The organism is Corynebacterium sp. MSK150, from assembly GCF_030229215.1.
GTDB lineage: Bacteria > Actinomycetota > Actinomycetes > Mycobacteriales > Mycobacteriaceae > Corynebacterium.
This window is the reverse complement of sequence record NZ_JASPHM010000017.1, coordinates 22,308-46,791: the sequence shown is the minus strand read 5'-3', so window position 1 is coordinate 46,791 and position 24,484 is coordinate 22,308. Positions and strand designations below refer to the sequence as shown.

The following is a 24,484-nucleotide window of genomic DNA, read 5'->3' as shown; positions in this document are numbered from 1 at the left end:
GCATATACTTTCCGGAAACCTACAGGTCAATCCGTGAAAATCCGCGATTCCGGACACACTTTTTGACCCTTAACCCGATAGCGATGCCCACGGCCGCGCCGCTGCCCATCGCTTGCGAGACTTGGTCCGGTGAGCTGACCACATTGCCGGCCGCCCACAGGCGCGATACCGAGGTCTGGCCATGCTCTACGCTGACCCACCCGTTGGCTGATTCGCAGCCAGCATCCTGCAGCAGTGCGTCATTGGGCAGAAAATCGGGCCCAGTAAAGCATGCTTCGTAGGCGTCTTCACCAGTAGTGCTTTGCACTACTACGCCGGTTGACGATGTCTCCTCTGGCCGGAGCTGTGTCACTTTCGCATCGTTTACCTTTACGCCTAATCCGGCGAGTTGAGTGCGATCAAGATCGGTGAGCTCAAGGCCGTTGGGGTAGAAGGTCAGTGTGCTCGTCCACGTGGACAGCAGCTTGCTGATCCGGATGGTAAAAGGCGGATTCGCGCCGCCGATGAGCGCAACCTTCTTTCCGGTGACTTCGTAGCCATGGCAGTAAGGGCAGTGAAAGACCCTGGTGCCCCACAAATCGCTGAGGCCGGGGACGGCAGGGAGCTTGTCCGTGAGCCCCGTCGCGACGAGAACGTGGCGGGATTCGAAAACCTCGCCGCTGCCAAGCTTTACCTGCCAAGGCTCGCACTCAGAATCCCGGGTGAGTTTCTCCACCGAGCCCTGGGTAAGGGTTCCACCGAATTTCTTGACCTCCGCGTGGCCGCGCTGAAGCAGTTCGGCGGGAGGCGCGCCATCGAGGCCAAGGATGCCATGGGCATGTTCGCTGAAGCGATTGCGGGGAGCCCCGGAATCGATTAACTGAATTTTTCGGTTAGCGCGGGCCAAGGTGATGGCCGCAGCGGTGCCGGCAAAGCCACCGCCGATGATGATGACGTCCGAGTACATTGCTCCTCCTTTATAGGAAGTGGGTAGCATGGTGCGCAGCCGAGTATATGCAGTCAACATCGAAGGGGCTCGCGCGCAGAATGACTGATGAATCCACAGGGTTCTTTACACGCGAAGCGCTCTATGGGGCGTCGCCTGTACAGGCGGTGGGCAGGTTCTTTGTAAAGTACTTCAACTTTCGTGGTCGGGCGTCCATGAGTGAGTTTTGGTGGGTTTTCGGTTTCCTGGTGCTGAGCTCTGTGGCAATCGGCATTATCGATCGGCACTTTGGCGTGGACATTGAGACTATCGCTGAGGCGGTACTTGTGATTCCAGTCGTTTCTTTGATGTGCCGGCGGCTGCACGATTCCGGGCGGACGGGGTTGTTATGCCTGATTGGGCTCATTCCGGTGTTCGGTGGAATCGCGTTGCTCTTTATGATGGCGCTGCCCACGCGCGAGCATGCGGCGCTTTAAAAGTTTCCTTGCCTGATTAGGCTGGGCGACATGCAGACTTTTTCAAAGCGAGTACGCGGCAGAGATCAAGCAGGTGCCGAGGCTGCCGGACTGCGGTGGCTCGGGGAGGCCACCGACGCGGTGGTCAACGTCGTAAGCGCTGACGGGCTAGAAATCGTTACCGAGCGCGTGGACGAGGTCATGCCCACGCCGGAGGCGGCGCGGACATTTGGTGCGGAGCTGGCGCGCATGCACGGTGCGGGAGCCGAAGCGTTTGGCGCGCCTCCTACCGGGTGGGAAGGCAAGAACTTCATCGGCAGTATCGAACAGGACTGCATCCCGACGGATAATTGGGGCGAGTTCTATGTTGAACAGCGAGTGCTGCCCTTTGCGGAACTGGCGGGGATCAGTGCAGCGCAGTTGAACCTGGTAAGGCGTGCCTGCGACGCCATCGCCGCGCGCAGTTGGGATGTGGCGCCGGCGCGCATCCACGGCGATCTATGGGCGGGCAATCTGCTTTTTGGAGCGGATGGCGGCATCATGATTGACCCCGCCGCCCATGGTGGGCACCCGCATACGGATTTGGGAATGTTGGCGCTTTTCGGGGCACCGTACCTTGAGGAGATTTTCCGGGGATATGGTGCGCCGAAGGACATCGAGAAGTGGATTCCCATGCACCAGCTGCATCCGTTGGCGGTGCATGCGCTGACGCACGGCGCCAGCTATAACCGGCCGCTGGAGCGCGCGGCGGCCGCTACCTTGGAGGCACTGGCCTAAAGATTCGGCCCTTGCGGCATGATGCGTTTGTGGGCGCCGCGGCGCCATAAGGTTTCGATGCGTTCGCGGGCGGCGTCGGGAATCGCTTTGCCCTCTAGGTAGTCATCGATGTGGGCGTAGGTGACGCCGAGGGCCTCTTCGTCGGGAAGCTGGGGCTTATCGTCCTCCAAGTCCGCGGTGGGGACCTTCTCCCAGGTAGAGCGCGGGGCGCCGAGGTGCTCTAGGAGGGCGGCGCCTTGGCGCTTATTGAGGCCGGCCAGGGGGAGAAGATCCGCCGCGCCATCGCCCCACTTGGTAAAGAAGGCGGTGACGTTTTCCGCCGCGTGGTCGGTGCCGATGACTAGCGCGCCTACCTCGCCTGCGATGGCGTATTGGGCGGTCATGCGCAGGCGCGCTTTGGTATTGCCGCGGTTGAAATCGGTGACGTCGGCAAGCTGCAGCGCATCCGTTACCTGTTCGTCGAGGGCCAGGGTAGCCGGCTTGATATCGACGGTGGGGCGGTGATCGGGCTGGATGAAATCCAGAGCAATCTGGGCATCGTCCTCATCGGCCTGCACGCCGTGGGGCAGGCGCACGGCCCAAAACTCCGCGCCGTCGACGCGGTCCACCGCCATCTGCGCGAGCTTTCCCGCCAAGGTGGAATCCTGGCCGCCGGAAATACCCAGCACGTAGCCTTTAGCGCCGGTGGTGCGCAGGTAATCAACCAGGAAATCCACGCGGCGCTGCACTTCGGCTTCTGGATCGATAAAGGGACGCACACCCAGGGCTTTTATGATGGTTTGCTGCAGTTTTTCGGCATCATTCGACATGACGTTCATGGTAGCCGCCTGACACAATATTGTGCTGTGAATAAGGAAGTTTATGTCAAGGTAGTAGCTGGCATAGCGGCCCTGGGTGGGCTGCTATTTGGATACGACACCGGCGTGATGTCAGGTGCCTTGCTTTTTATTAGCCCCGCATTCGACATGAGTGCCCACCAAGAGGGTTGGGTGACCTCGATGCTGCTCGTGGGTGCTGCAGTAGGTGCGCTGACGGCTGGGCGCATCGCCGATAGGTATGGACGCCGCTTCACGCTGATTGCAGGCGGCATCATTTTCGTGCTGGGTTCCATCTGGTGTGCGCTTTCCGGCTCGGTGGGAATGCTGGCCACGGCGCGCACATTTTTGGGCTTTGCCGTGGGTGCAGTGTCCATCGTGTCTCCCATGTACATCGCGGAGATCGTGCCCGCCAAGGTGCGCGGGCGCATGGTCTCGCTCAATACCCTCGCGATTGTGGTGGGTCAGTTGATGGCCTACCTGGTCAACTCCGCGCTGGCCTCCACCGGTAGCTGGGAGTGGATGCTGGGCCTAGCCGCCGTGCCGGGCCTAGCGTTAGCTCTCGGAATGGCTTTCCTGCCAGAGACGCCGGTATGGCTGGCAACCAACGGGCGCATGCCCCGCGCCCAAGAGATTGCCGGGCGCGCCGGGATGGATATCTCGGAGCTGACCTCGCAGGAGACCGCGCGAAAATCCAGCGGATCCGAATGGAAGGCGCTGAAGGCCAATCGGTGGATGCAGATTACGGTGTTGCTTGCCATGCTGATGGGCTTGACGCAGCAGATTACCGGCGTCAACGCCATTGTGTACTTCGCGCCGACCATGATGAACCAGGTGGGGATATCCACTGCCAACTCGGTTTATACCTCCATCGTTATCGGCACGGTATCCGTGCTGGCCTGTTGGGTGGGGCTCAAGGTCGTGGACCGCATTGGGCGAAAGCGATTGTTGTTGATCGGCCTGACCGGCAACGTGGTCTCGCTGTTTATCCTCTCCTTTGCCTATTCCCATGCGCAGGATTCCACCGCTATGGCGATGGTCTCGTTGGTGTTTATGGCGCTGTTTATCGCCTTTCAGCAGGCGGCAGTGTCGCCCACTACCTGGCTACTCATCTCCGAGCTGGTGCCGCTGCAGGTGCGCGGCCTAGGCATGGGCATTGCGGGGCTCTCGCTATGGGCCACCAACTGGGCCGTGGCGCAGTACTTCCTGCCGCTAGTGGAGTGGCTGACCGGCCCGGTGGCGTTTATCGTCTTCGGGGTCTTTGGTCTCATCGCCATCGGCTACACCAAGGTTTTGGTTCCAGAGACTATGGGACGTAGCCTGGATGAGGTAGGCGAGGAAATGAAGTCGCGCTACGAGCGCGAGTCCGCACCCGTGAAGCCTTAGTGTTTTGGTATTGACGGCCGTGTGAGGTAACATTTTTCCTCGTGTCATGGCTGGGGATTCCCAGTCCGTGCTTTACTTATTCAACCGCATGTAGATTGCGCATAACGAAAGGAGCGCCCGATGAAGGTCCGTAAGTCCCTTCGGTCGCTGAAGAAGAAGCCGGGCGCCCAGGTTATTCGCCGCCACGGTAAGGTCTTCGTGATCAACAAGAAGGATCCCCGTTTCAAGGCTCGTCAGGGCTAATTGAGACGCGATTCCATCCGCTCCCTCCGGACTCCCGGAGTGGGGCGGATTTTTTCATGCGTGAGCTCGCGCGCAAAGGATAAATTCTTTTAAATCCAAGTGAACATAAAGACAAATATATGAATATAATTATTTTGTCTATCCATGCCGTGAGAAAGAAGAATAATGTCCCAGCGAATCGTTGCCACACTCACTGCCGCCGCACTCGGATTTTCTGCCACAGTGGCTCATGCCACAGGGCCACAGTGGGAATCCTCTGCGCCGGAGTCCCTTGGTATCAATGACCCGTCCTGTGTGCCTTCAGGGGACATCACTGAGCCTGTTGTGTTGCTGCATGGAACCTCAAATAATGCTTCCGTATGGGGAAACTTGGTTCACCTCCTGCAAGATCAGGGGGCGTGCGTGTGGGCCTTTGACTACGGCGCCGATGATGTCACCTTGCAGAATATGATTCCAAGTGTCAAAGCCATCGCGGACCTGGATGATTCGGCCGCGGAAATTGCGGATCAGGTGGACTATGTCCGCGAGGTCACTGGCTCGGACAAGGTGAACTTGGTGGGCCATTCTCAGGGCGGTATGCACATCAAGACCTATACCCAGATGCACGATGGGGCGGACCATGTGTCCCATGCGGTGGCGCTGGGCGGCAACTTTCACGGCACCACGCTCAATGGGCAGGGGGAGACGCTTTCCAAATTCATTGCCTTCGCGCCGCACTTCGCTGCTTTCCTGGCAAGTACGGCCGGCATCCAGCAAGTGGTGGGGTCGGAGTTTATGCAACGGCTCAATGCGCTGCCAGATACCGCGCCAGGCGTGCTTTATACCTCCATTTATTCGCCGGGGGATACGACGGTGACTCCGAATAGTTCTTCGCAGCTGGCGCTTGGCGACGGCGCCGATGTGGTCAACCTAGACCTGGGCGAGGTCTGCGGCGTGGCCCCTCGTCACGACAAGCTGCCGACCGACCGGACGGTGTTGAGTCAGGTCATTTTTGGGCTGAAGCGTACCTCAGGGGAGGGTCCGGACCCGGCGACCTGCGCCTCTGGCGAGCCTTCGACAGTCGGCTCTTAAGGTGACGTACCAGCCCTAAAATGTGAACTTTGACACACAAAATGGTGAACTCCAGGTAAACCTGCAGGAATCCCATTGGTGTAGTTTCATGGCTGTCCGTTGGTGCGGACAACATGTGGGGCCTGGGGGTGTGCCATCCTGGGAATACCACGGCTGTAACTACTACATATTGTGTTAGTTGCGGGCGTTTCCCCCAAAGTATAGTGTCGTTGATGTTGCTCAGAGCGGCGCAGGAAGCGCCCGCATAGGCGGGAAAATGCTCCCCGTTCTGACGAGTTTTCAATGCAGGAGCTTTAAGGATCTAGATGTCTATCACCGTTTACACCAAGCCAGCGTGCGTCCAGTGCAATGCCACCAAGAAGGCCCTCGACCGTGCCGGCCTCGAGTATGACCTCGTCGATATCTCGGCCGATGAAGAGGCCCGCGATTACGTTATGGCCCTGGGCTACGTTCAGGCCCCAGTGGTTGAGGCTAATGGCGAGCACTGGTCTGGTTTCCGCCCTGACCGTATCAAGGGCTTGGCTTCCGTAGCGGCCTCTGCTTAAGAGAATAGGGGAGGCCAGTAGCGATGTTGGTCGTGTATTTTTCCTCCGCGACGGAAAATACGCACCGGTTCGTGCAGAAACTGGGCTTTCCTAGCGCGCGCATCCCGTTGCGCCGCACGGACGAGCCCCTCAAGGTCAACGAACCCTATGTTTTGGTGTGCCCCACCTATGGAGGGGGTGCGTCCATTAGCCACCAGAACTCCCGGCCCGTGCCCACGCAGGTAATCAAGTTCCTGAACGATGAGCACAACCGTAGTTTCATTCGCGCGGTAATCGCGGGTGGCAATAGCAATTTTGGTGCCGACTTTGGCAAGGCTGGTGACGTCATCAGCGCCAAATGTAAAGTGCCCTATGTATATCGTTTTGAGTTGCTGGGAAACGAAGACGATATAAAAATTTGTCGTGAAGGCTTATTGGCTAACGCCGCCGAGCTCGGGCTCGAGGCCGCGGCCTAGCGCCCACTACGACTTAAATAAAGATCCTAATTTTTAAGAAAGGCCTTGTCAGCTGTGAGTACGCAATTGGGGAAGACCGTCGCCGAGCCAGTAAAGCCAGAAGAGCAGTTGGACTACCACGCTCTGAACGCGATGCTGAATCTCTACGATGCAAACGGCAAGATTCAGTTTGATAAAGACCGCGAGGCCGCTAACCAATTCTTCCTGCAGCACGTTAATCAAAACACGGTCTACTTCCATGATCTGGAAGAAAAGATCGATTACCTGATTAATAACAAGTACTACGACCCGCAGGTTATCGAGCAGTATGAGTTCTCCTTTATTAAGGAGCTATTCAAGCGCGCTTATTCATATAAGTTCCGCTTCAAGTCCTTCCTGGGCGCGTATAAGTACTACACCAGCTACACGCTGAAAACCTTTGATGGCCGCCGCTACCTCGAGCGCTTTGAGGACCGCGTGTCCATGACCGCCCTGTTCTTGGCAGACGGCGACGCAGGCCTGGCCGAGCACCTCGTAGATGAGATCATGACCGGCCGCTTCCAGCCAGCTACCCCGACTTTCCTCAACGCTGGCAAGGCGCAGCGTGGCGAGCTCGTCTCCTGCTTCTTGCTGCGCATCGAGGACAATATGGAGTCCATCGGCCGCTCCATCAACTCCGCATTGCAGCTTTCCAAGCGCGGCGGCGGCGTGGCCCTGCTGCTGTCTAATATCCGCGAGTCCGGTGCACCAATTAAGCACATTGAGAACCAGTCTTCCGGCGTCATCCCCGTGATGAAGCTGCTGGAGGATTCCTTCTCCTACGCCAATCAGCTCGGTGCCCGCCAGGGTGCCGGTGCGGTCTACCTCAACGCGCACCACCCGGACATCATGAACTTCCTGGATACCAAGCGCGAGAATGCGGATGAAAAGATCCGCATTAAGACCCTCTCGCTGGGCATTGTCGTGCCGGATATCACCTTTGAGCTGGCTAAGCGCAATGATGATATGTACCTCTTCTCGCCGTATGACGTCGAGCGCGTCTATGGCAAGGCCTTCGGTGACATTTCCGTCACCGAGCACTATGAGGAGATGGTGGAAGATCCACGCATCCGCAAGAAGAAGATCAATGCCCGCCACTTCTTCCAGACCGTGGCAGAGCTGCAGTTCGAGTCCGGTTACCCGTACATCATGTTTGAGGACACCGTAAACCGCGCGAACCCGGTGAAGACCTCGTGGATCAATATGTCTAACCTGTGCTCGGAAATCCTGCAGGTCAACTCCGCATCCGAGTTCAACGCGGACCTGACTTATGAGGAGCTGGGCAGCGATATTTCCTGCAACTTGGGTTCCCTGAATATCGCGATGACCATGGATTCGCCGGACTTCGCCAATACGGTGGAGACCGCCATCCGCGGCCTGACCGCAGTGGCGGATAAGACCTCCATCGATTCCGTGCCGTCCGTGCGCCGTGGTAATGACGAGTCCCACGCCATCGGCTTGGGCCAAATGAACCTGCACGGTTACTTGGGCCGCGAGCACATCGAGTATGGCTCGGAAGAGGGCTTGGACTTCACCAATGCCTACTTCGCATCCGTGCTGTATGCGGCGCTGCGCGCTTCCAATAAGATTGCCCGCGAGCGCGGCGAGTACTTCACGGAATTCCCGCAGTCCGAGTATGCCTCCGGCGAATTCTTTGACCGCTACGATCCGGAAGAGTTCAAGCCGAAGACGAAGAAGGTGCAGGAGCTTTTCGACGCCTCTTCGATCCATACCCCGTCCGCCCAGGACTGGGAGGACTTGAAGCAGGAGGTGGCTAAGTACGGCCTGTATAACCGCAACCTGCAGGCGGTGCCGCCGACGGGCTCGATTTCCTATATCAATAACTCCACCTCGTCCATCCACCCGATTGCCTCCAAGATTGAGATCCGCAAGGAAGGCAAGATCGGTCGCGTCTACTACCCGGCGCCGCACATGGATAATGACAACCTGGAGTACTTCAAGGACTCCTATGAGATTGGCTACGAGAAGATCGTTGATACTTATGCCGTAGCCACCAAGTATGTGGACCAAGGCCTATCGCTCACGCTTTTCTTCAAGGACACCGCGACCACCCGCGAGGTCAACCGCGCGCAGATTTATGCATGGCGCAAGGGCATTAAGACCTTGTATTACATCCGCCTGCGCCAGATGGCGCTGGAGGGCACCGAGGTCGAGGGCTGCGTATCCTGCATGCTCTAAACCGCAGGTAGGGCGCCTCGCTGCACGTCGTGGGGAAGGACGTGCAGCGAGGCGTTTAGCCGTTTTCTGCCCGGGTGCGGTCGAGAATGGTGCGGGAGGTTTCTTCGGCGGCGTCGGCAAGCCCGGCATCAATGGCGCGGGCCAGTTCCCTGTGTAGCTGTGTGGTGCCGCCGATGGGGTCGCGCTTGCGGGAGCCGAAGACGGACTTGCCCTTGAGCATCGCCACCAGGGAGGGGGCGAGCGCGGCCAGCATTTCATTTCCAGAGGCCCGCAGGATGAGGGTGTGGAAGCGTAAATCGGTTTCTAATTCTTCGCCCACGCGCGGAGACGGAGTACATTCCAGCTCGGCCAATCGCGCGGCGAGGCGCAGCAATTCCGCCCGCTGCTGGGCGGTGGCATTGCCGGCAGCTAGGCGCGCGGCCACCGGTTCGATGCCTAGCCGCAGCTCATTGAGCCGGGCCACTTGCTGTCCGCGCGTTTTATCGTTGTTTAAGCGCCAGCTAATGATCGCTGGGTCATATACCGCCCACTTTTCCATCGGCAGCACCGTGATGCCCACGCGGCGCCCGGAGCTGACCATTCCGAGGTGCTCCAGGGTGCGCATGGCCTCGCGGGCCACGGTGCGGGAGATGCCAAAGCGCTTTTCGACGTCCCCCAGCCGGAACCGGTCGCCTTCCGCGAGGTCTCCGCTTACTATATCCGCGCCGAGTTGATCCACCACGGAGCCGAGTAGGGGAGGGGTGGCGCTCATGGTGGGTGAATCCTCTCTGTGCAGGCACTCGGTATAGCTGGGATCAGTATAGGCATGAGGCATTCACCACAATGGCAAAGAGGCCGGGCGAATTGGGTATGCTGGGGAGCTAAAAGTGTCCGTTTTTAGTATTGGAGTGACGCCGCGTGTCGCACGAGTACGATGACTACGTTTCTAGTCATGAAAAGCCAGTTAAAGCCATTAACTGGAATAGCATCCCGGATGAAAAGGACCTCGAGGTATGGGATCGCCTCACCGGTAATTTCTGGCTGCCAGAAAAGGTCCCTGTCTCCAATGACCTGCCCAGCTGGAAGACGCTGACGGAGAAGGAAAAGGAAACCACCATGCGGGTCTTTACTGGCCTGACGCTGCTGGATACCATCCAGGGCACAGTGGGTGCGATTTCCCTCCTTCCGGATTCCCAGACCCTGCATGAGGAAGCGGTCTACACCAATATCGCCTTCATGGAATCTGTGCACGCCAAGTCCTATTCCAATATCTTTATGACCCTGGCGTCCACGCCGATGATCAACGATGCCTTCCGCTGGTCCGAAGAAAACGAGAACCTGCAGAAGAAGGCCAAGATCATCTTGTCCTACTACAAGGGCGATGATCCGCTGAAGAAGAAGGTGGCCTCCACGCTGCTGGAGTCCTTCCTGTTCTACTCCGGCTTCTACCTGCCGATGTACTTCTCCTCCCGCGCGAAGCTCACCAACACCGCCGATATCATCCGCCTGATCATCCGCGATGAGGCTGTGCATGGCTACTACATTGGTTACAAGTTCCAGCAGGCGTATAAGCAGCTAGATGAAGAGCGCCAGGCAGAGCTGAAGGAATACACCTTCGACTTGGTCTATGACCTCTATGACAATGAGATCGACTACACCGAGGATCTCTACGATGACCTGGGCTGGACCGAGGACGTTAAGCGCTTCCTGCGCTATAACGCCAATAAGGCACTGAATAACTTGGGCTTCGAGGGGCTCTTCCCAGCCGATGAGACCCGCGTTTCCCCGGCTATCTTGTCCTCGTTGTCGCCGAACGCCGACGAGAACCATGACTTCTTCTCTGGTTCTGGTTCGTCCTATGTCATTGGCAAGGCTGAGGACACCACGGATGATGACTGGGACTTCTAAGCATTCCCGCTGATCAGCGTGGTCTAGCGGCACACCTTCTGCTCGAACTCAACCGAAAGGTTGATAACGAGCGGGGGTGTGTTTTTGCGTTTTGAGGGTGCAAAATTCGGCGCGGATGTGACATATAGCACGGTGTATCTCTGGCGAAAAGCGAAGCCGGAAATAGTGGCCGCGCCACGTGCAGGGGCAATGTGGCAGATGTGGTCAGTGGTGAGGCTTGTCTCTGCGGCGAAGTATTGGGGGAAGCTGGAAAGAACAGGGGAAAATGGCCTAATATAAGGCGAGTAAACCTAGGTGTAGGTGGAGTCTGTCCACAGACACTTTGTTATTCAGGAGGATTTTATGACCGCTGTGGCGCCACGGGTCGACGATTACGTCGCCCCCACACGTCCAGAGCCAACCGGTAACGCGAAGACCGGTTCAAAGGCTTGGGTATTTCTAACCACCACCGACCACAAGCAGCTGGGCATCATGTACTTGATCATGTCCTTCAGCTTCTTCTTCCTCGGTGGCTTTATGGCACTGTTGATCCGCGCGGAGCTGTTCACCCCGGGTCTCCAGTTCTTGTCCAATGAGCAGTTCAACCAGCTGTTTACCATGCACGGCACCGTGATGCTGCTGCTGTTTGCGACCCCAGTTGTGTGGGGCTTTGGTAACTACATCCTACCGCTGCAGATTGGTGCGCCGGACGTGGCTTTCCCTCGTCTCAACGCCTTCGGCTTCTGGGTTACCTTGCTGGGCGGCACCGTAATGCTGCTGGGCTTCGTTACCCCAGGTGGTGCGGCTGACTTTGGCTGGACCATGTACATGCCGCTGGCTGATGGTGTTCACACCCCGGGCATCGGCGCGGATATGTGGATTGTCGGCGTGGGCGCTACCGGTGTCGGTACCATTGCCTCCGCTATCAACATGATTACGACCATCCTGACCCTGCGCGCACCGGGCATGACCATGTTCCGTCTGCCGGTCTTCAGCTGGGCAGTGTTTACCGCATCCGCCATCGTGCTGATGATTTTCCCGCTGCTGACCGCTGCGGCACTGGGCGTTCTGTATGACCGCAAGCTGGGCGGCCACATCTACGATTCCGCTAATGGTGGCGGCATCCTGTGGCAGCACCTGTTCTGGTTCTTCGGCCACCCTGAGGTTTACGTCCTCGCGCTGCCGTTCTTCGGCGTTGTATCTGAGGTTGTTCCGGTCTTCTCCCGCAAGCCGGTCTTCGGCTACATCGGCCTGGTCTTCGCGCTGCTGGCCATCGGCTCCCTGTCCATGGCTGTGTGGGCACACCACATGTTCGTCACCGGCGCTATCCTGCTGCCGTTCTTCTCCTTCATGACGTTCCTGATTGCGGTTCCAACCGGCGTCAAGTTCTTCAACTGGGTCGGCACCATGTGGAAGGGCCACATCACCTGGGATACCCCGATGATCTTCGCCATGGGCTTCATGGCAACCTTCCTGTTCGGCGGTATGACCGGCGTTATGCTGGCATCCCCGGCACTGGACTTCCACCTGGCTGAGTCCTACTTCTTGATTGCACACTTCCACTACACCCTGTTCGGTACGGTTGTGTTCTCCGCCTTCGCTGGCCTGTACTTCTGGTTCCCGAAGATGACCGGCCGCATGCTGGATGAGCGTCTGGGCAAGATTCACTTCTGGCTGACCTTCATCGGCTTCCACGGCACCTTCCTGGTCCAGCACTGGGTAGGCAACATGGGTATGCCGCGTCGTTACGCTGACTACCTGGAGTCCGATGGCTTCACGGTCTTCAACCAGATTTCCACCATCTTCTCCTTCGTCCTCGGCGCTTCCGTTATCCCGCTGGTCTGGAACGTATTCAAGTCCTGGCGCTACGGCGAGATTGTCACCGTGGATGACCCATGGGGCTACGGCAACTCCCTCGAGTGGGCAACCTCCTGCCCGCCGCCGCGCCACAACTTCGTGTCGCTGCCGCGTATCCGCTCCGAGCGCCCGGCGTTCGAGCTGCACTACCCGCACATGGTTCAGCGCATGCGCGAAGAAGCACACGTGGGTAGCCACTAAAGCGATATAACTCGCTAAAGCACTCCTGACTTAAGCCGCCTCCCAACCCGCAACGGGCCGTGGGAGGCGGCTTTGGCGTATCTTATTTGCCCTACGTGCGATAATGGGCGGCGTGAGTACCCAAGCTGATACCTATGCCGTCATTACCACCACTGGGCCGGACAAGCCTGGGGTCTCGGCGGCCTTCTTCCGCGTGCTGGCGTCTTATAGCGCCGCGCTTATCGACGTCGAACAAGCCATCTTTTCCGGCCGCATCACCCTCGCCGCCCATACCCGCATTCCCGGTACGCGCGCCGAGCAGATTGCACAGGGGTTGCGCAATACCTTGAGCATCTACGGGCAGCAGGTATCCGTGGACGTGCGAGAGGAGGAATCTAGCGCGCGAGCTCGCTCCACGCATGCGGTGGTCCTCATGGGAACGGAAGTAACCGCCCACCACGTAGAGGAGGTCGCCCGCGTATTGGCCAACTTCGATGCCAATATCGATCGCATCCGCGGGCTTTCCACCTCTCCGTTGACAGGGCTGGAGCTTTTCTTGTCCCTCGATGGTTCCGCGGCACCCGTGCGCCAGGCGCTGGCAGAGCTGGCACAGCAGATTGGCATCGACATTGCCATCGAACCGGCGGGTCTGGGCCGGCGTTCCAAGCGCCTCGTCTGCTTCGACTGCGATAGCACCCTTATCCAAGGCGAAGTCATCGAGATGCTGGCCGCGCACGCCGGCAAGGAAGAAGAGGTTGCCGCCATCACGGCCCGGGCTATGCGCGGCGAATTGGATTTTGAGGAGTCCCTGCGCGAGCGCGTGGCCGTTTTGGCTGGCCTGGATGCTTCCATCATTGATGAGGTGGCCCGCGAGATTCAGCTGACCCCCGGTGCCCGCGAGACTATTGCCACGCTCAACCGCATCGGTTATCGCACCGCTGTGGTCTCCGGTGGGTTCATCCAAGTTCTGGAGGACCTAGCCGCAGAAATGCACTTAGATTACGTCCGCGCCAACACCCTGGAGATCGCCGATGGCAAGCTCACCGGCCGCGTAACCGGCAAGGTGGTTGACCGCAAGGCCAAGGAGGAATTCCTGCGGGAGTTCGCCGCGGATTCCGGAGTGGGCATGCGCCAGACGGTCGCCGTGGGCGATGGCGCCAATGACATCGATATGATTACCGCCGCAGGGCTGGGCATCGCCTTTAACGCCAAGCCGGCGCTGCAAGAAGTGGCGGATACCTCGGTAAATCACCGGCGGCTGGATGAGGTACTACAGATTTTGGGAATCCCGGCCGAGGAGGTTGTTCGTGAATAGGTTTGAAATCGCCCACCAGCGCTTGGTAGAAGCGTGTGATTCGCGCTCGTGGCGCGATGACCCAGAAAACCCCGACGAGCCCGCCACCATACAAGCGATGCAGATTGCGCTTAACCTGCCAAAGCAGGAGCCGCCCGCGCGCTCGGAGATACTGGAGGCGGCTGCTCGCGCCGTTGTGGCCGTGTGCTTGGACGAGCGCGCGGGGGAGGACGGGGCCTTCGCCCACGCCCTGGGACAGTGGTACGGCCACCGCATCCGCAAGATCGCCCGCCGGGCGCGCAATAAGGCCTGGCGCGATGTGCAAAGCCTGCCCGGCGTGACCGTGGCGGACCGTGCCCGGGCCTTCGCGCCTTCGGCCGTGGGGGAGGTGGATCCGCTCATCGCCAAGCTGCAGATCGGGCACACCGACTTGCCCTATGATGCGCCAGGAGCCCCGCTTGGCGATGCCCCCGTCATCTACGTCGACCGCAGCCTCGACATGTCTGCCGGCAAGGCCGCAGCGCAGGTCGGCCACGGTTCGATGATGCTCGCCGCGGCGATGTCGGTGGAGGAGGCTCGTGCTTGGGATGACACGGGTTTTGAGCTTTCGGTGCGCGAGGTGTCCGGCGAAGATTTTCGCGCCGCCTGCGCGCAGGATGGCGCCGTGGTCATCGTGGACGCCGGGTTCACGGAGATTGCGCCGGACTCGGCTACCGTGTGCGCCCTGCGGCGACCAATCGCTTAAGCGCGCCGCGCACCGTATCCGCGTCGGTGGTTTGCCAAAAGCGTGGCATGGAGGCCTTGAGGAAGCTGCCGTAGCGCTTATATTCTAAGCGGTTATCGAGCACGGCCACCACGCCGCGGTCGGTCACGTGGCGCAGCAGGCGGCCTGCGCCCTGTGCCATGAGCAAGGCGGCGTGGTTGGCGGAGACCTCCATGAATCCGGAGCGGCCCGCAGCATCGGCCGCCTGGGCGCGCGCCTGCATCAGGGGATCGTCCGGCCGGGGGAACGGAATGCGGTCGATGATGACCAGCGAACAGGCCGGCCCCGGCACGTCTACGCCTTGCCACAGGGTAAGCGTGCCGAAGAGGCAGGAGTTTTCTTTCTGGGAGAACTTCTCTACCAGTGCGCCGATGGAATCCTCGCCTTGCACGAAAAGGTCAAAGGGGATGCGCGGCTTGAGGGCGGTGGCCGCCTCTTCCGCAGCGCGGCGGGAGGAGAACAGGCCAAGCGTACGCCCGCCGGCGGCCATGATGAGCTCGTAGATCTCATCGATGGTTTCTTTGGGCAGGCCATCGCGGCCCGGCGCGGGCAGGTGCTTGGCGGTGTACAGGATGCCGGATTTGGCTGGGTCGAAAGGCGTGCCCGCGTCCAAGGTGTCGTAGGTGCCGCTCGGCATGCCCCACTGGGCGGCCATGGCATCGAAGCGTCCACCGAGGGCGAGGGTGGCCGAGGTCAACACCACCGTTTGCTCCCCAAAGAGGTTCTCGCGCAGCATGTGGGCGATGGATAGGGGAGCCACGGCGAGGGTCTCGGCGTCGCTGCGCGGATCGCGCTCGAGCCAGACGACGTCGTCTTGCTTGGCCGGGTCATCGGTGGCGAAAACCTCCAGCATGCGCGCCACGGCCTGCGCGAGGTCGGAGAGGTGGTTGCTCAAGTTTTGGCGCTCGGCGTTTTTCTCCGGATCGTCGGTGGCTTCGCCTTCTGGTGCGCGAGAAATGAGGGACTTAACTCGCAAGAATTCGTCGGCAAGCGCGCGCAGGTGGCCCTGTGAGGTTTCATCTAAGTCCGTCCAACGGCCTGGCTCTTGGATTTTCATCAGGTCATCAAATTCCTCGGCCAAGTCCGAGAGGTTGCCGGCATTACCCAGCGACTTCGCGCGGTTGGCGGCCATCTTGATGGCGCGGGTAGTAATCTCCGCGGTAGATACGGAGGTGATGCGGCCGTCGAGCTCGTGGGCCTCATCGATAATGGCGACGTCGTGCTCAGGCAAGATATTTGCCTCAGAAACCGCGTCGATGGCGAGCATGGCGTGGTTGGTGACCACTATGTCGACGTCGGCAGCCGCCCTGCGAGCCTCTTCCGCAAAGCAATCCGGCCCGTGCGGACAGCGCGAAGCGCCCAAGCACTCGTTGGAGGTTACCGATACCGCCCGCCACACCACGTCCGGCACGCCCGGCTCTAGATCATCGCGGTCACCAGTGTCAGTTTCCTGCGCCCACTCGTGGATACGACGCACGGCCTTGCCGCGGTGGGATATTTCGGATTCGTCGATAAGTGCTTCCGGATCATCCGGGGTAGCCGCAATCTTATTCATGCACAGATAGTTATTGCGTCCCTTCATGATGGCGAAGGTGGGCGTACGCTCCATAACAGGGGCGAGCGCCTCAGTAAGCCGCGGCAGATCGCGCTCCACCAGCTGGCGCTGCAAGGCTAGCGTCGCGGTGGAGACGATGACGGTCGACCCCGAGTTCATCGCATGCCGGATAGCCGGGACCAAGTAGGCCAGGGATTTACCGGTACCGGTACCGGCCTGCACTGCCAGGTGGCGCTCCTTTTCGAGCGCAGCCGAGACGGCGGTGGCCATGCGCACCTGGCCTTCGCGCCGGCTGCCGCCCAGCGCGTCAACGGCCTTGCCCAGCAGCGTTTCCGTGTCGAGGTTTAGGGGCTCATCTGCGTGCTCACTCACCCCACACAGTCTAGCGGCCTACTTTTTAAAGCCCACCATCCGCGTGGGTACGGCCGCCTCATCGCGCGAGAGCGCCAGGCCTTCCCATGGCAGGGTCTTGCGGGCCTGATCCAGATACTCGCGGGAGGCATGCAGATCCGGCAGTCCGTCGACGATGTGGCCATCGCGCATGAGCGGAATGGTCATCTCGCGGGTCTCGAGCTGGCCCGTATCTGGCGCGGGCGCGTCAAAGGGATAGACGATCTCTTCCACCGCCACGCCCGAGGAACGGTAGGTGCGTAGCGCGCGCTTGGCACCGCCGACGGATTGCTTGGAAGTAGAGCGCTTTGCCACCGGGATGCCGTCTACCTCCACTACCTTGTAGACCATGCCGGCTGTAGGCGCGCCGGAGCCGGTGACCACGGACGTGCCGACGCCGTAGACATCGACCGGATCGCCGCGCAGGCCGGCAATGGCGAACTCGTCGAGGTCGGAAGATACCACGATATTGGTGTTGTGATTGCCCAAATCATCCAGCTGCTTGCGCACGCGGCGGGTAACCGCACCCAGGTCACCGGAATCGATGCGAACCCCACCGAGCTTCGGTCCACCTACCTTCACTGCGGTCTCGACGCCCTTGGTGATGTCATAGGTATCGACCAACAGAGTGGTGTCTACGCCAAGGGTGTCGATCTGGGAGCGGAAGGCGGCCTCTTCGTTCGGCGTGCCATCCGGGTTGGTATGTGCCAAGGTCCAGGAGTGGGCGGCAGTGCCGGAGACCGGAATGCCGTAGCGGTAGCCTGCCTCCAGGTTGGAGGTGGCATCGAACCCGGCCAGGTAGGCCGCGCGGGCGGCGGTTACCGCCGCATACTCGTGGGTGCGGCGCGAGCCCATCTCGATGATGGGCCGGCCGTCGGCCGCCGTGACCATGCGGGAAGCGGCCGAAGCCACTGCGGAATCGGCGTTCATGATGGACAAGATGACGGTCTCCAAAACCAAGCACTCCCCAAAGGTGCCGCGCACCGTCAGGATGGGGGAGTTGGGGAAATAAAGCTCGCCCTCGCGGTAGCCGTCAATCTGCCCGGAAAAGCGATAGTGGCGCAGATACTCCTTGGTCTGCTCGTCCAAGAAGTCCATCTCCGCTAACTGATTGGCCGAAAAACGGAAATCCTCCACTGCGCGCAGGACGCGGCCGGTGCCTGCAACGACGCCATAGCGGCGCTCATTGGGCAGGCGGCGGCCGAATACTTCGCAGGTGACCTGGCGGTTTGCCGAGCCATCGCGCAGCGCGGCCTGGAGCATCGTTAGCTCATATTTATCCGTGAGCAGTGCAGTAGAGCGATCATTAGGGATAGCTTTGTCATTCACGGGAGTGATAATACCCACTGACTAGGTGCTTTTCAGGGGATTAGATTCTTTGCAGCCGGAATGTCTGAAGCCCGATTGCGCGGGCCCACAATAAATTCCCAAATATGGTTAGGCTAGAAGGCATGAAGGCGCAATTTCCTGTAGTCCGGATGAGCTCTCCGATGGCTACGCCCGAATTGGATGAAGAACTCGACGTAGACGTAGCCACGAGCGAGAACCTGCCGTGGATGTGCATCGTGTGGGATGACCCCGTCAACTTGATGAGCTACGTGTCCTATGTATTCCAAACCGTGTTGGGCTATGACAAGAAGCGAGCCAATGAACTCATGATGCAGGTCCACACCGAGGGCAAGGCCGCCGTGTCCAGCGGCGAGCGCGACAAGATTGAAGCGGACGTGAAAAAGCTCCAGATCGCCGGTCTGTGGGCAACGATGCAGCAGGCAGGTTAAATTGATGCAACCGTGGAAGAAAAAGAAGTCCCTTATGCGCGCGCCGAAAATCACGGCCGTATTCGAACCAATGGAGCGCGAGGTACTGGGCGATCTCACCGCCACCGTCTCCGAGGCGATCATTAAGCGCGCCCAGTCCGCGCCCAAGGACGAGCTGGCGGAAATGCTGGACATGCCTACCGGCCACACCGAAGCCCCGGACGATCCCTCGCTGGCCCGTCTCTTCCCGGACTTTGAAATGCCCGGCGATGAGGAATATGAAGGCGATGCATCATTGCTGCGTTCCCTGCATGAAAACGACATTGCGCGCGCCAAGCTGGAAAACCTGCAGGTGATTGGCTCTGCCCTCGGCCCTACCGGTGGGGTAGAGGTCACCATCAACGAGCAAGAGGCCCAGGCCTTCGTCGCTGGCCTGAACGACCTCCGCCTCTTTGTCGCGGCGGGCGATGTGGCCGATAACAACCTGATGTCTGACCGCGATAGCCTCGTGGAATGGCTGGCGTTCTGCCAAGATTCACTGCTGCAGGTGCTGATGGACTAATGCTGGACGGCATGAGCATCGGGCACTATAGCGGCACCGATACCGGAGTCACGGTGCTCTACTGCGGGCCGGGCGGAGCGCTCGGCAGCGTCGATGTGCGCGGCGGCGGCCCAGGCACCCGCGAAACGGATCTTTTACAGCCGCATAATACGGTCGAGCGCGTCCACGCCGTGGTGTTAGCGGGCGGTTCTGCCTTTGGCCTGGCCGCTGCCGACGGCGTGATGAATGAGCTGGCAGAGAGGGGGATCGGCTTTCCCGTCTTCGGCGAGGATAAGCCTGGGCCGCGCGTGCCCATCGTTCCCGGCGCAGTCATTTTTGACCTTTTGGTCGGGCCCTCCCGCCCCGGGCCGGAAGAAGGCGCGGCCGCGTTGCGAGCTGCCCTTGCGGGCAACGATGAATCCATGGGTTCGGTGGGAGCCGGAGTAGGAGCCACTGCTGGCAAACTACGAGGCGGCTTCGGGCTGGCCACGCGCCGGGTGGGGGACTACGAGGTCAGCGCCGCGATGGTTGCCAACCCTGTGGGCGAGGTAATCGAGCCGCAATCCGGCCGGCTGTACGGCGCGCCGGGGCGCACCGCGGTCAATGCTGCCGCCTACCGCGCCTTGCCGCACCCAGCGGAGTCCACGCTCAATACCACCATCGGCGCCGTGCTTACCGACGCCCCCGTTTCCACCGCCCAAGCCCAACGTCTGGCCATGACTGCCCACGACGGCATCGCCCGTGCGGTGCGTCCTGCGCATTCGCCGCTGGATGGGGACACGATCTTTGCCCTGTCCACCGCCAAGCGCCCAGCCGAACTCAGCACGCAGGTGGTGACCCAGCTGTGCGCCGCGGCCGCCGACGCCGTGGAAGAAGCCATCGTCAACGCGGTCACCGCCGCCAACCCCGGCCTAGGCTTGAGCGCGTACCGCGATCTGCTGGACTAAGATATAGCGCATTATGACTTCAGGTGGAACATCTAACTACCGGCCGGCCCCCACGGGCCAGGTCAACCGCGGCGATTCCAAGAACTACACCCGCAGCGGCCGCATCACCACCGGCTTTTCTATAGCCTTTGGCTTCCTCGTGGTGGAATGGGCGGTCCACATCATCAACGCCTTCCTCTTTGGCGGCCAACTTTCTAACTACGGCATTCGCCCGCTGGATTTCAATGGCATCTGGGGCATTGTCACCGCCCCGCTGCTCCACGCGAACTTTGAGCACTTGATGTCCAACTCGGTGCCCGGCGCTATCTTTTGCTTCCTCATCGGTCTGTCCGGCCGCAAAGCCTGGTGGGAGGTTACACTGATTACCACGCTGGTGGCGGGCCTTGGAACCTGGTTCATCGGCGGACCCGGTACCTCGCATATCGGTGCTTCCAGCTTGGTCTATGGCTGGTTGGCGTATCTGATTGTGCGCGGAATTTTTAACCGTTCGCTCATCCAGACCATCTTGGGCATCGTGCTCGGCTTTGCCTACTCCGGCTTGGTGTGGGGCGTGTTGCCCGTCTACGAGGGCGTGAGCTGGCAGGGCCACCTCTTCGGCGCCATCGGCGGCATTTTGGCCGGCATGACCATTACCTCGGACGACCCGGTTAAGGCAGTGAAGCGCTAATGCCAACTGCGACCTCTCCCATCGGCATCTTTGATTCCGGCGTGGGTGGCCTTACCGTGGCCCGTGCGGTGATGGAACAGCTGCCGCACGAATCCGTCATTTATACCGGCGATACCGCCCATAGTCCCTACGGCCCGCGGCCTATCTCCGAGGTGCGCGCCTTTTCCCAGGACGTAGCCGATAAGCTCGTGGAGCGTGGCTGCAAGATGCTGGTGATTGCCTGCAATACCGCAACCGCCGCCTTCTTACACGATGCACGCGAACGCTACGATATCCCCATCGTGGAGGTCATCCGGCCTGCGGTGCGCCGCGCCATGTCCACCACGCGCAACGGAAAAATCGGCGTCATCGGCACCGAAGGCACCATCAAATCCGGCGCCTACCAAGACTTATTCGCACTCAACCCCAAGGTGCAGGCCTTTGCCACCGCCTGCCCGGATTTTGTTCCCTTTGTCGAGCGCGGCATTACTGCTGGCCGCCAGATCCTCGGCGTGGCCGAGGGCTACCTGGCCCCGCTGCAGGCACAAGGGGTAGACACGCTGGTCCTGGGCTGCACACACTATCCGCTGTTAACCGGCATTATCCAGCTGGCGATGGGCGATAATGTTTCGTTGGTGACCTCCTCGGAGGAGACCACCAAGGACGTCATGCGAATTCTCACCGAGACAGATATGTTGGCGCCTGCGGATAATCAGCCGGTCCACACTTTTGAATCCACCGGCGATCCGGAAGCCTTTGCCCGCCTTGCCACGCGCTTCCTCGGCCCGCAGATTGTTTAAGTAGGCATAATTTCTCCCCCGTTTGCACGTTGAGTACGCATGCGGGGCGATTTCATGGAACTATTGAGCCCATGAAGCTGACCATCCTAGGCTGCTCCGGTAGCGTCCCCACCGCCCAAAATCCCGCCTCCGGCTACTTGCTGTCCTTTGATAATGCGCCGTCCATCGTCCTCGATATGGGCCCTGGCACCTTGGCGCAGCTGGAACAGCAGCAGGACCCTTGTGATGCGCACGTGGCCTTTAGCCATTTGCATGCCGATCACTGCCTGGATTTTCCCTCCCTGATGGTGTGGCGCCGCTTCCATCCCACGGCTCCTGCGGCTTCGCGCAATATGTGCTTCGGGCCGAAGGCTACGCCCACGCACTTGGGCCGCCTGTCTTCCGATGAGGTCGATGGCATCGATGACATGTCCGATACCTTCGCCTTTAGCGCCTGGGAGCCGGGCGAGCGCCAGCTCGTGGATGATGTCTATATCACCCCCTTTCCGGTAAACCACCCGGTAGAGGCCTATGCCTTGCGCGTGGAGCACACGAAGACGGGACAGACCATTACTTATTCCGGTGACTCTTCGTATACGCCCGCGCTTGTCGAAGCCGCCCGTGATGCCGATATCTTCCTCTGCGAGGCGGCCTGGGGCGAGACCTCGGAGGGCAAGGCGCCGGACATGCACATGTCGGGCGCGGAAGCCGGTAGGGCGGCGCGCGAGGCGGGTGTGAGCAAGCTGGTGCTCATCCACATTCAGCCGTGGGGCGATGCGCAAGCTACTTTGGAGGCAGCCCGCTCCGAATTCGATGGCGAGATTGTCCTCGGCGCCGCGGGGATGGAGTTCTAAGATACGCTGGACGGCATGACTGAATTTACTCGTGCCGATGGGCGCGCGCTGGACCAGATGCGCAGCGTCCGCATTACCCGCAATTTCACCACCAACCCGGCCGGCTCGGTGCTGGTGGAGTTTGGCAATACCCGCGTCATGTGCACCGCATCCGTGGAATATGGCGTGCCGCGCTTCAAGCGTGATTCGGGCGAAGGCTGGCTTACCGCTGAGTACGCCATGCTGCCTTCTGCCACCCACGACCGCATGCCGCGCGAATCCATGAAGGGCAAGGTCAAGGGCCGCACTCATGAGATTTCCCGCCTCGTCGGCCGCTCTCTGCGCGCTGCGGTGGACTTGGAGGAGCTGGGCGAGAACACCATCCAGCTCGACTGCGACGTCCTCCAAGCCGATGGCGGCACCCGCACTGCGTCTATCACCGGTGCCTATGTTGCGCTTGCCGACGCCATCGCACACCTCAAGACCGAGGGCGTCGTCCCCGGCGAGCCGCTGCTCGATCCCATCGCTGCGGTCTCGGTCGGCATCATTGATGGCGAAATCTGCCTCGACCTGCCTTATGAGGAAGACTCCCGCGCCGAGGTCGATCTCAACGTGGTGATGCAAGAATCCGGCGATTTCGTAGAAATCCAGGGCACTGGCGAGCATGGACTCTTTGGCCGCGAAGAGCTCAACGAGATGTTGGACGTAGCCCAGAAGGGCTGCCGCGAGCTCATCGCCGCACAGAAGGCGGCGCTGGGGTGGTAATTCTCGTCGCGTCCAATAACCCGAAGAAGCTCGCGGAGCTCGAGCGCATCTTGGCCGATGCCGGCATCGAGGGCGTCGAGCTGCGCCCGCTATCCGCAGTGGAGCCTTACCCGGAGCCGGTAGAAGACGGCCGCACCTTTGCCGATAACGCGCTTATTAAGGCCCGCGCCGGCGCGGCTGCGACCGGCTTTGCTACCGTCGCGGATGATTCCGGCCTGGCCATCGAAGAGCTCAACGGCATGCCTGGCGTGCTTTCCGCCCGCTGGTCCGGCCAGCACGGCAATGACCAGGCCAATAATGACCTGGTCTTGGCGCAGATGGCCGATGTCCCCGATGAACGCCGCGCCGCCGCTTTCGTCTCCGTCTGCGCGCTCGTGACTCCCGATGGCACCGAGCACGTGGCCGAGGGCCGCTGGGAGGGCAGCTTCCTGCGCGAGCCGCGTGGGGACAACGGCTTTGGCTATGACCCGCTCTTTCAGCCAGAAGGCGAGTCCCGGTCGGCTGCGGAGATGTCCCCAGATGAAAAGAACGCGGTCTCGCATCGCGGCCGCGCTCTTACTCAACTAGTCCCCGCCATCGCGGAGTTGGTTCGCAGTTCCTAAAGCTGGAACTCCTCCTTAATCTCCTTGCGGCGCTTGTGCTCCATCCAGAAGGACAGGAAGGGCACCACGCCGGCAAGGGCGGTGGTAAAGAGCTTGCCCACCGGCCACAGCGCGCGCGGGCCGAGGATGAGGATGGACAGCAGGTAGGTCATGTACGCGATGCCGTGCACGATCGCGATATAGGTGGCCCACTCTGGGATCTCCATACCGATGAGGTACTGGCAGACCATGCGGATAACCAGGATAATCAGGAAGACACCGGTCACGGTGGCCGCGATGGAGAAAAACTTCAAGGGGCCGCGGATACGGGCCTGGCGGGCGGGGTGAACTTTATTGGTCATAATCAGCTTTCTTCATTCTCGCCGCGCCGGCGGCGCGGAGTATTCATGGCGTTGAACGTTTCCACATCTATCTGCGGCCGCTGGGGCAGGAAATCCTCATCGATTTTGGTTTCCGCCTGCGGCTGTGCGGGAGATTCAGCCGGGGCCTCAGTGACGGTGCTATCCATGTCGCGGGCTTCTTCCTCGGCCGCGAGGCGCTCATTTTCATAGCGCAGCGTGGTGCGATAGGCGTAGACCACGAATACGGCAAACAGCGGCCACTGGAAGGCATAGCCCAAGTTTTGGAAGGTACCCGAGCCGGACCGGAAACGCGTCCATTGCCAATAGGCCAGGAATAGGAAGAGCACGACGAAAAACGCGATGAGGAGGATGTGCCACCACCGCACCTGCACGCGCTTGTTCTTCTTTTCCTCTTGAGTGCTCACGCGATCCACCCTACCCACCAGTGGCCGGAAAACAGAACACCCCTGGTTTCTGGA

Annotated in this window: 27 protein-coding genes; 20 read left to right on the top strand and 7 right to left on the bottom strand. The window is 60.3% G+C overall.

Features of this window, described 5'->3' with window-relative positions; genetic code table 11:
* Positions 1-19: 19 nt before the first annotated feature.
* Positions 20-946, bottom strand: coding sequence for an NAD(P)/FAD-dependent oxidoreductase (locus QP941_RS10270; protein WP_284868851.1), 927 nt, complete (start codon positions 944-946; stop codon positions 20-22).
* Positions 947-1,026: 80 nt separating this feature from the next.
* Between QP941_RS10270 and QP941_RS10265 the strand changes: the two genes are divergently transcribed.
* A complete protein-coding gene (locus QP941_RS10265; RefSeq protein ID WP_284868850.1) occupies positions 1,027-1,401 on the top strand; it encodes a DUF805 domain-containing protein in 375 nt (124 codons plus the stop codon).
* A gap of 30 nt (positions 1,402-1,431) precedes the next feature.
* A complete protein-coding gene (locus QP941_RS10260) occupies positions 1,432-2,157 on the top strand; it encodes a fructosamine kinase family protein (RefSeq protein ID WP_284868849.1) in 726 nt (241 codons plus the stop codon).
* Here QP941_RS10260 and nadE read toward each other — a convergent pair.
* Positions 2,154-2,975 carry an NAD(+) synthase gene (nadE, locus tag QP941_RS10255; RefSeq protein WP_284868848.1) on the bottom strand — a complete coding sequence of 274 codons (822 nt, stop codon included), beginning with the start codon at positions 2,973-2,975 and terminating at the stop codon, positions 2,154-2,156. The genes QP941_RS10260 and nadE overlap by 4 nt on opposite strands.
* Before the next feature lie 27 nt (positions 2,976-3,002).
* Here nadE and QP941_RS10250 point away from each other — a divergent pair, with 27 nt between their 5' ends.
* From QP941_RS10250 to nrdE, 6 genes are all read left to right on the top strand, one after another.
* Complete coding sequence (locus tag QP941_RS10250) at positions 3,003-4,358, top strand: sugar porter family MFS transporter (RefSeq protein WP_005327336.1); 1,356 nt, start codon at positions 3,003-3,005, stop codon at positions 4,356-4,358.
* A 120-nt stretch (positions 4,359-4,478) separates the two neighbouring features.
* A complete protein-coding gene (ykgO, locus tag QP941_RS10245; RefSeq protein ID WP_003847162.1) occupies positions 4,479-4,601 on the top strand; it encodes a type B 50S ribosomal protein L36 in 123 nt (40 codons plus the stop codon).
* A gap of 165 nt (positions 4,602-4,766) precedes the next feature.
* Positions 4,767-5,672 (top strand): alpha/beta fold hydrolase, encoded by a 906-nt coding sequence (locus tag QP941_RS10240; protein WP_284868847.1) that lies wholly within the window; start codon positions 4,767-4,769, stop codon positions 5,670-5,672.
* A 305-nt stretch (positions 5,673-5,977) separates the two neighbouring features.
* A complete protein-coding gene (nrdH, locus tag QP941_RS10235) occupies positions 5,978-6,217 on the top strand; it encodes a glutaredoxin-like protein NrdH (protein WP_204611069.1) in 240 nt (79 codons plus the stop codon).
* 23 nt (positions 6,218-6,240) lie between these two features.
* Positions 6,241-6,672, top strand: a complete 432-nt coding sequence (gene nrdI / locus QP941_RS10230) for a class Ib ribonucleoside-diphosphate reductase assembly flavoprotein NrdI (protein ID WP_204611071.1) — start codon at positions 6,241-6,243, stop codon at positions 6,670-6,672.
* Between the two features lie 54 nt (positions 6,673-6,726).
* A complete protein-coding gene (gene nrdE / locus QP941_RS10225; protein WP_284868846.1) occupies positions 6,727-8,889 on the top strand; it encodes a class 1b ribonucleoside-diphosphate reductase subunit alpha in 2,163 nt (720 codons plus the stop codon).
* 55 nt (positions 8,890-8,944) lie between these two features.
* On the opposite strand, the gene QP941_RS10220 is transcribed toward nrdE, so the two are convergent.
* Positions 8,945-9,640, bottom strand: coding sequence for a FadR/GntR family transcriptional regulator (locus QP941_RS10220; protein WP_284868845.1), 696 nt, complete (start codon positions 9,638-9,640; stop codon positions 8,945-8,947).
* A gap of 146 nt (positions 9,641-9,786) precedes the next feature.
* Here QP941_RS10220 and nrdF point away from each other — a divergent pair, with 146 nt between their 5' ends.
* The 4 genes from nrdF (at position 9,787) to QP941_RS10200 (ending at position 14,831) form a co-directional block, all read left to right on the top strand.
* Positions 9,787-10,776: a class 1b ribonucleoside-diphosphate reductase subunit beta gene (gene nrdF / locus QP941_RS10215; protein ID WP_179386927.1), complete on the top strand. Its 990-nt coding sequence runs from the start codon at positions 9,787-9,789 to the stop codon at positions 10,774-10,776.
* 342 nt (positions 10,777-11,118) lie between these two features.
* The gene (gene ctaD / locus QP941_RS10210; protein ID WP_238801113.1) at positions 11,119-12,813 is read left to right on the top strand and encodes an aa3-type cytochrome oxidase subunit I; all 1,695 of its coding nucleotides are present in this window, start codon (positions 11,119-11,121) and stop codon (positions 12,811-12,813) included.
* 103 nt (positions 12,814-12,916) lie between these two features.
* Complete coding sequence (serB, locus tag QP941_RS10205; RefSeq protein ID WP_284868844.1) at positions 12,917-14,107, top strand: phosphoserine phosphatase SerB; 1,191 nt, start codon at positions 12,917-12,919, stop codon at positions 14,105-14,107.
* The gene (locus QP941_RS10200; RefSeq protein WP_284868843.1) at positions 14,100-14,831 is read left to right on the top strand and encodes an aminoacyl-tRNA hydrolase; all 732 of its coding nucleotides are present in this window, start codon (positions 14,100-14,102) and stop codon (positions 14,829-14,831) included. Before serB ends, QP941_RS10200 begins: the two co-directional genes overlap by 8 nt.
* Here QP941_RS10200 and QP941_RS10195 read toward each other — a convergent pair.
* Positions 14,797-16,776, bottom strand: coding sequence for an ATP-dependent DNA helicase (locus tag QP941_RS10195; protein WP_284868842.1), 1,980 nt, complete (start codon positions 16,774-16,776; stop codon positions 14,797-14,799). The genes QP941_RS10200 and QP941_RS10195 overlap by 35 nt on opposite strands.
* Before the next feature lie 18 nt (positions 16,777-16,794).
* Complete coding sequence (locus QP941_RS10190; RefSeq protein ID WP_284767073.1) at positions 16,795-18,123, bottom strand: nicotinate phosphoribosyltransferase; 1,329 nt, start codon at positions 18,121-18,123, stop codon at positions 16,795-16,797.
* 122 nt (positions 18,124-18,245) lie between these two features.
* Between QP941_RS10190 and clpS the strand changes: the two genes are divergently transcribed.
* The 8 genes from clpS to rdgB all read left to right on the top strand — a co-directional run bounded on the left by clpS (position 18,246) and on the right by rdgB (position 23,664).
* Complete coding sequence (clpS, locus tag QP941_RS10185; protein WP_005323948.1) at positions 18,246-18,572, top strand: ATP-dependent Clp protease adapter ClpS; 327 nt, start codon at positions 18,246-18,248, stop codon at positions 18,570-18,572.
* 4 nt (positions 18,573-18,576) lie between these two features.
* Positions 18,577-19,113, top strand: coding sequence for a DUF2017 domain-containing protein (locus QP941_RS10180; protein ID WP_005327313.1), 537 nt, complete (start codon positions 18,577-18,579; stop codon positions 19,111-19,113).
* Positions 19,113-20,039, top strand: a complete 927-nt coding sequence (locus tag QP941_RS10175) for a P1 family peptidase (protein ID WP_284868841.1) — start codon at positions 19,113-19,115, stop codon at positions 20,037-20,039. The genes QP941_RS10180 and QP941_RS10175 overlap by 1 nt, the downstream gene beginning before the upstream one ends.
* Positions 20,040-20,052: 13 nt before the next feature.
* Positions 20,053-20,706, top strand: coding sequence for a rhomboid family intramembrane serine protease (locus QP941_RS10170; RefSeq protein WP_005323951.1), 654 nt, complete (start codon positions 20,053-20,055; stop codon positions 20,704-20,706).
* On the top strand, positions 20,706-21,485 hold the full coding sequence (gene murI, locus QP941_RS10165; RefSeq protein ID WP_239278392.1) for a glutamate racemase: 780 nt from the start codon (positions 20,706-20,708) through the stop codon (positions 21,483-21,485). Before QP941_RS10170 ends, murI begins: the two co-directional genes overlap by 1 nt.
* 71 nt (positions 21,486-21,556) lie before the next feature.
* Positions 21,557-22,318, top strand: coding sequence for an MBL fold metallo-hydrolase (locus QP941_RS10160; protein ID WP_284868840.1), 762 nt, complete (start codon positions 21,557-21,559; stop codon positions 22,316-22,318).
* A 15-nt stretch (positions 22,319-22,333) separates the two neighbouring features.
* On the top strand, positions 22,334-23,062 hold the full coding sequence (gene rph / locus QP941_RS10155) for a ribonuclease PH (protein WP_284868839.1): 729 nt from the start codon (positions 22,334-22,336) through the stop codon (positions 23,060-23,062).
* Positions 23,056-23,664 carry an RdgB/HAM1 family non-canonical purine NTP pyrophosphatase gene (gene rdgB / locus QP941_RS10150; protein WP_284868838.1) on the top strand — a complete coding sequence of 203 codons (609 nt, stop codon included), beginning with the start codon at positions 23,056-23,058 and terminating at the stop codon, positions 23,662-23,664. The genes rph and rdgB overlap by 7 nt, the downstream gene beginning before the upstream one ends.
* On the opposite strand, the gene QP941_RS10145 is transcribed toward rdgB, so the two are convergent.
* Both QP941_RS10145 and QP941_RS10140 read right to left on the bottom strand, forming a co-directional pair.
* A complete protein-coding gene (locus QP941_RS10145; RefSeq protein WP_204611086.1) occupies positions 23,661-24,005 on the bottom strand; it encodes a DUF3817 domain-containing protein in 345 nt (114 codons plus the stop codon). The genes rdgB and QP941_RS10145 overlap by 4 nt on opposite strands.
* 2 nt (positions 24,006-24,007) lie before the next feature.
* A complete protein-coding gene (locus QP941_RS10140; RefSeq protein WP_225746501.1) occupies positions 24,008-24,430 on the bottom strand; it encodes a hypothetical protein in 423 nt (140 codons plus the stop codon).
* Positions 24,431-24,484 lie beyond the last annotated feature (54 nt).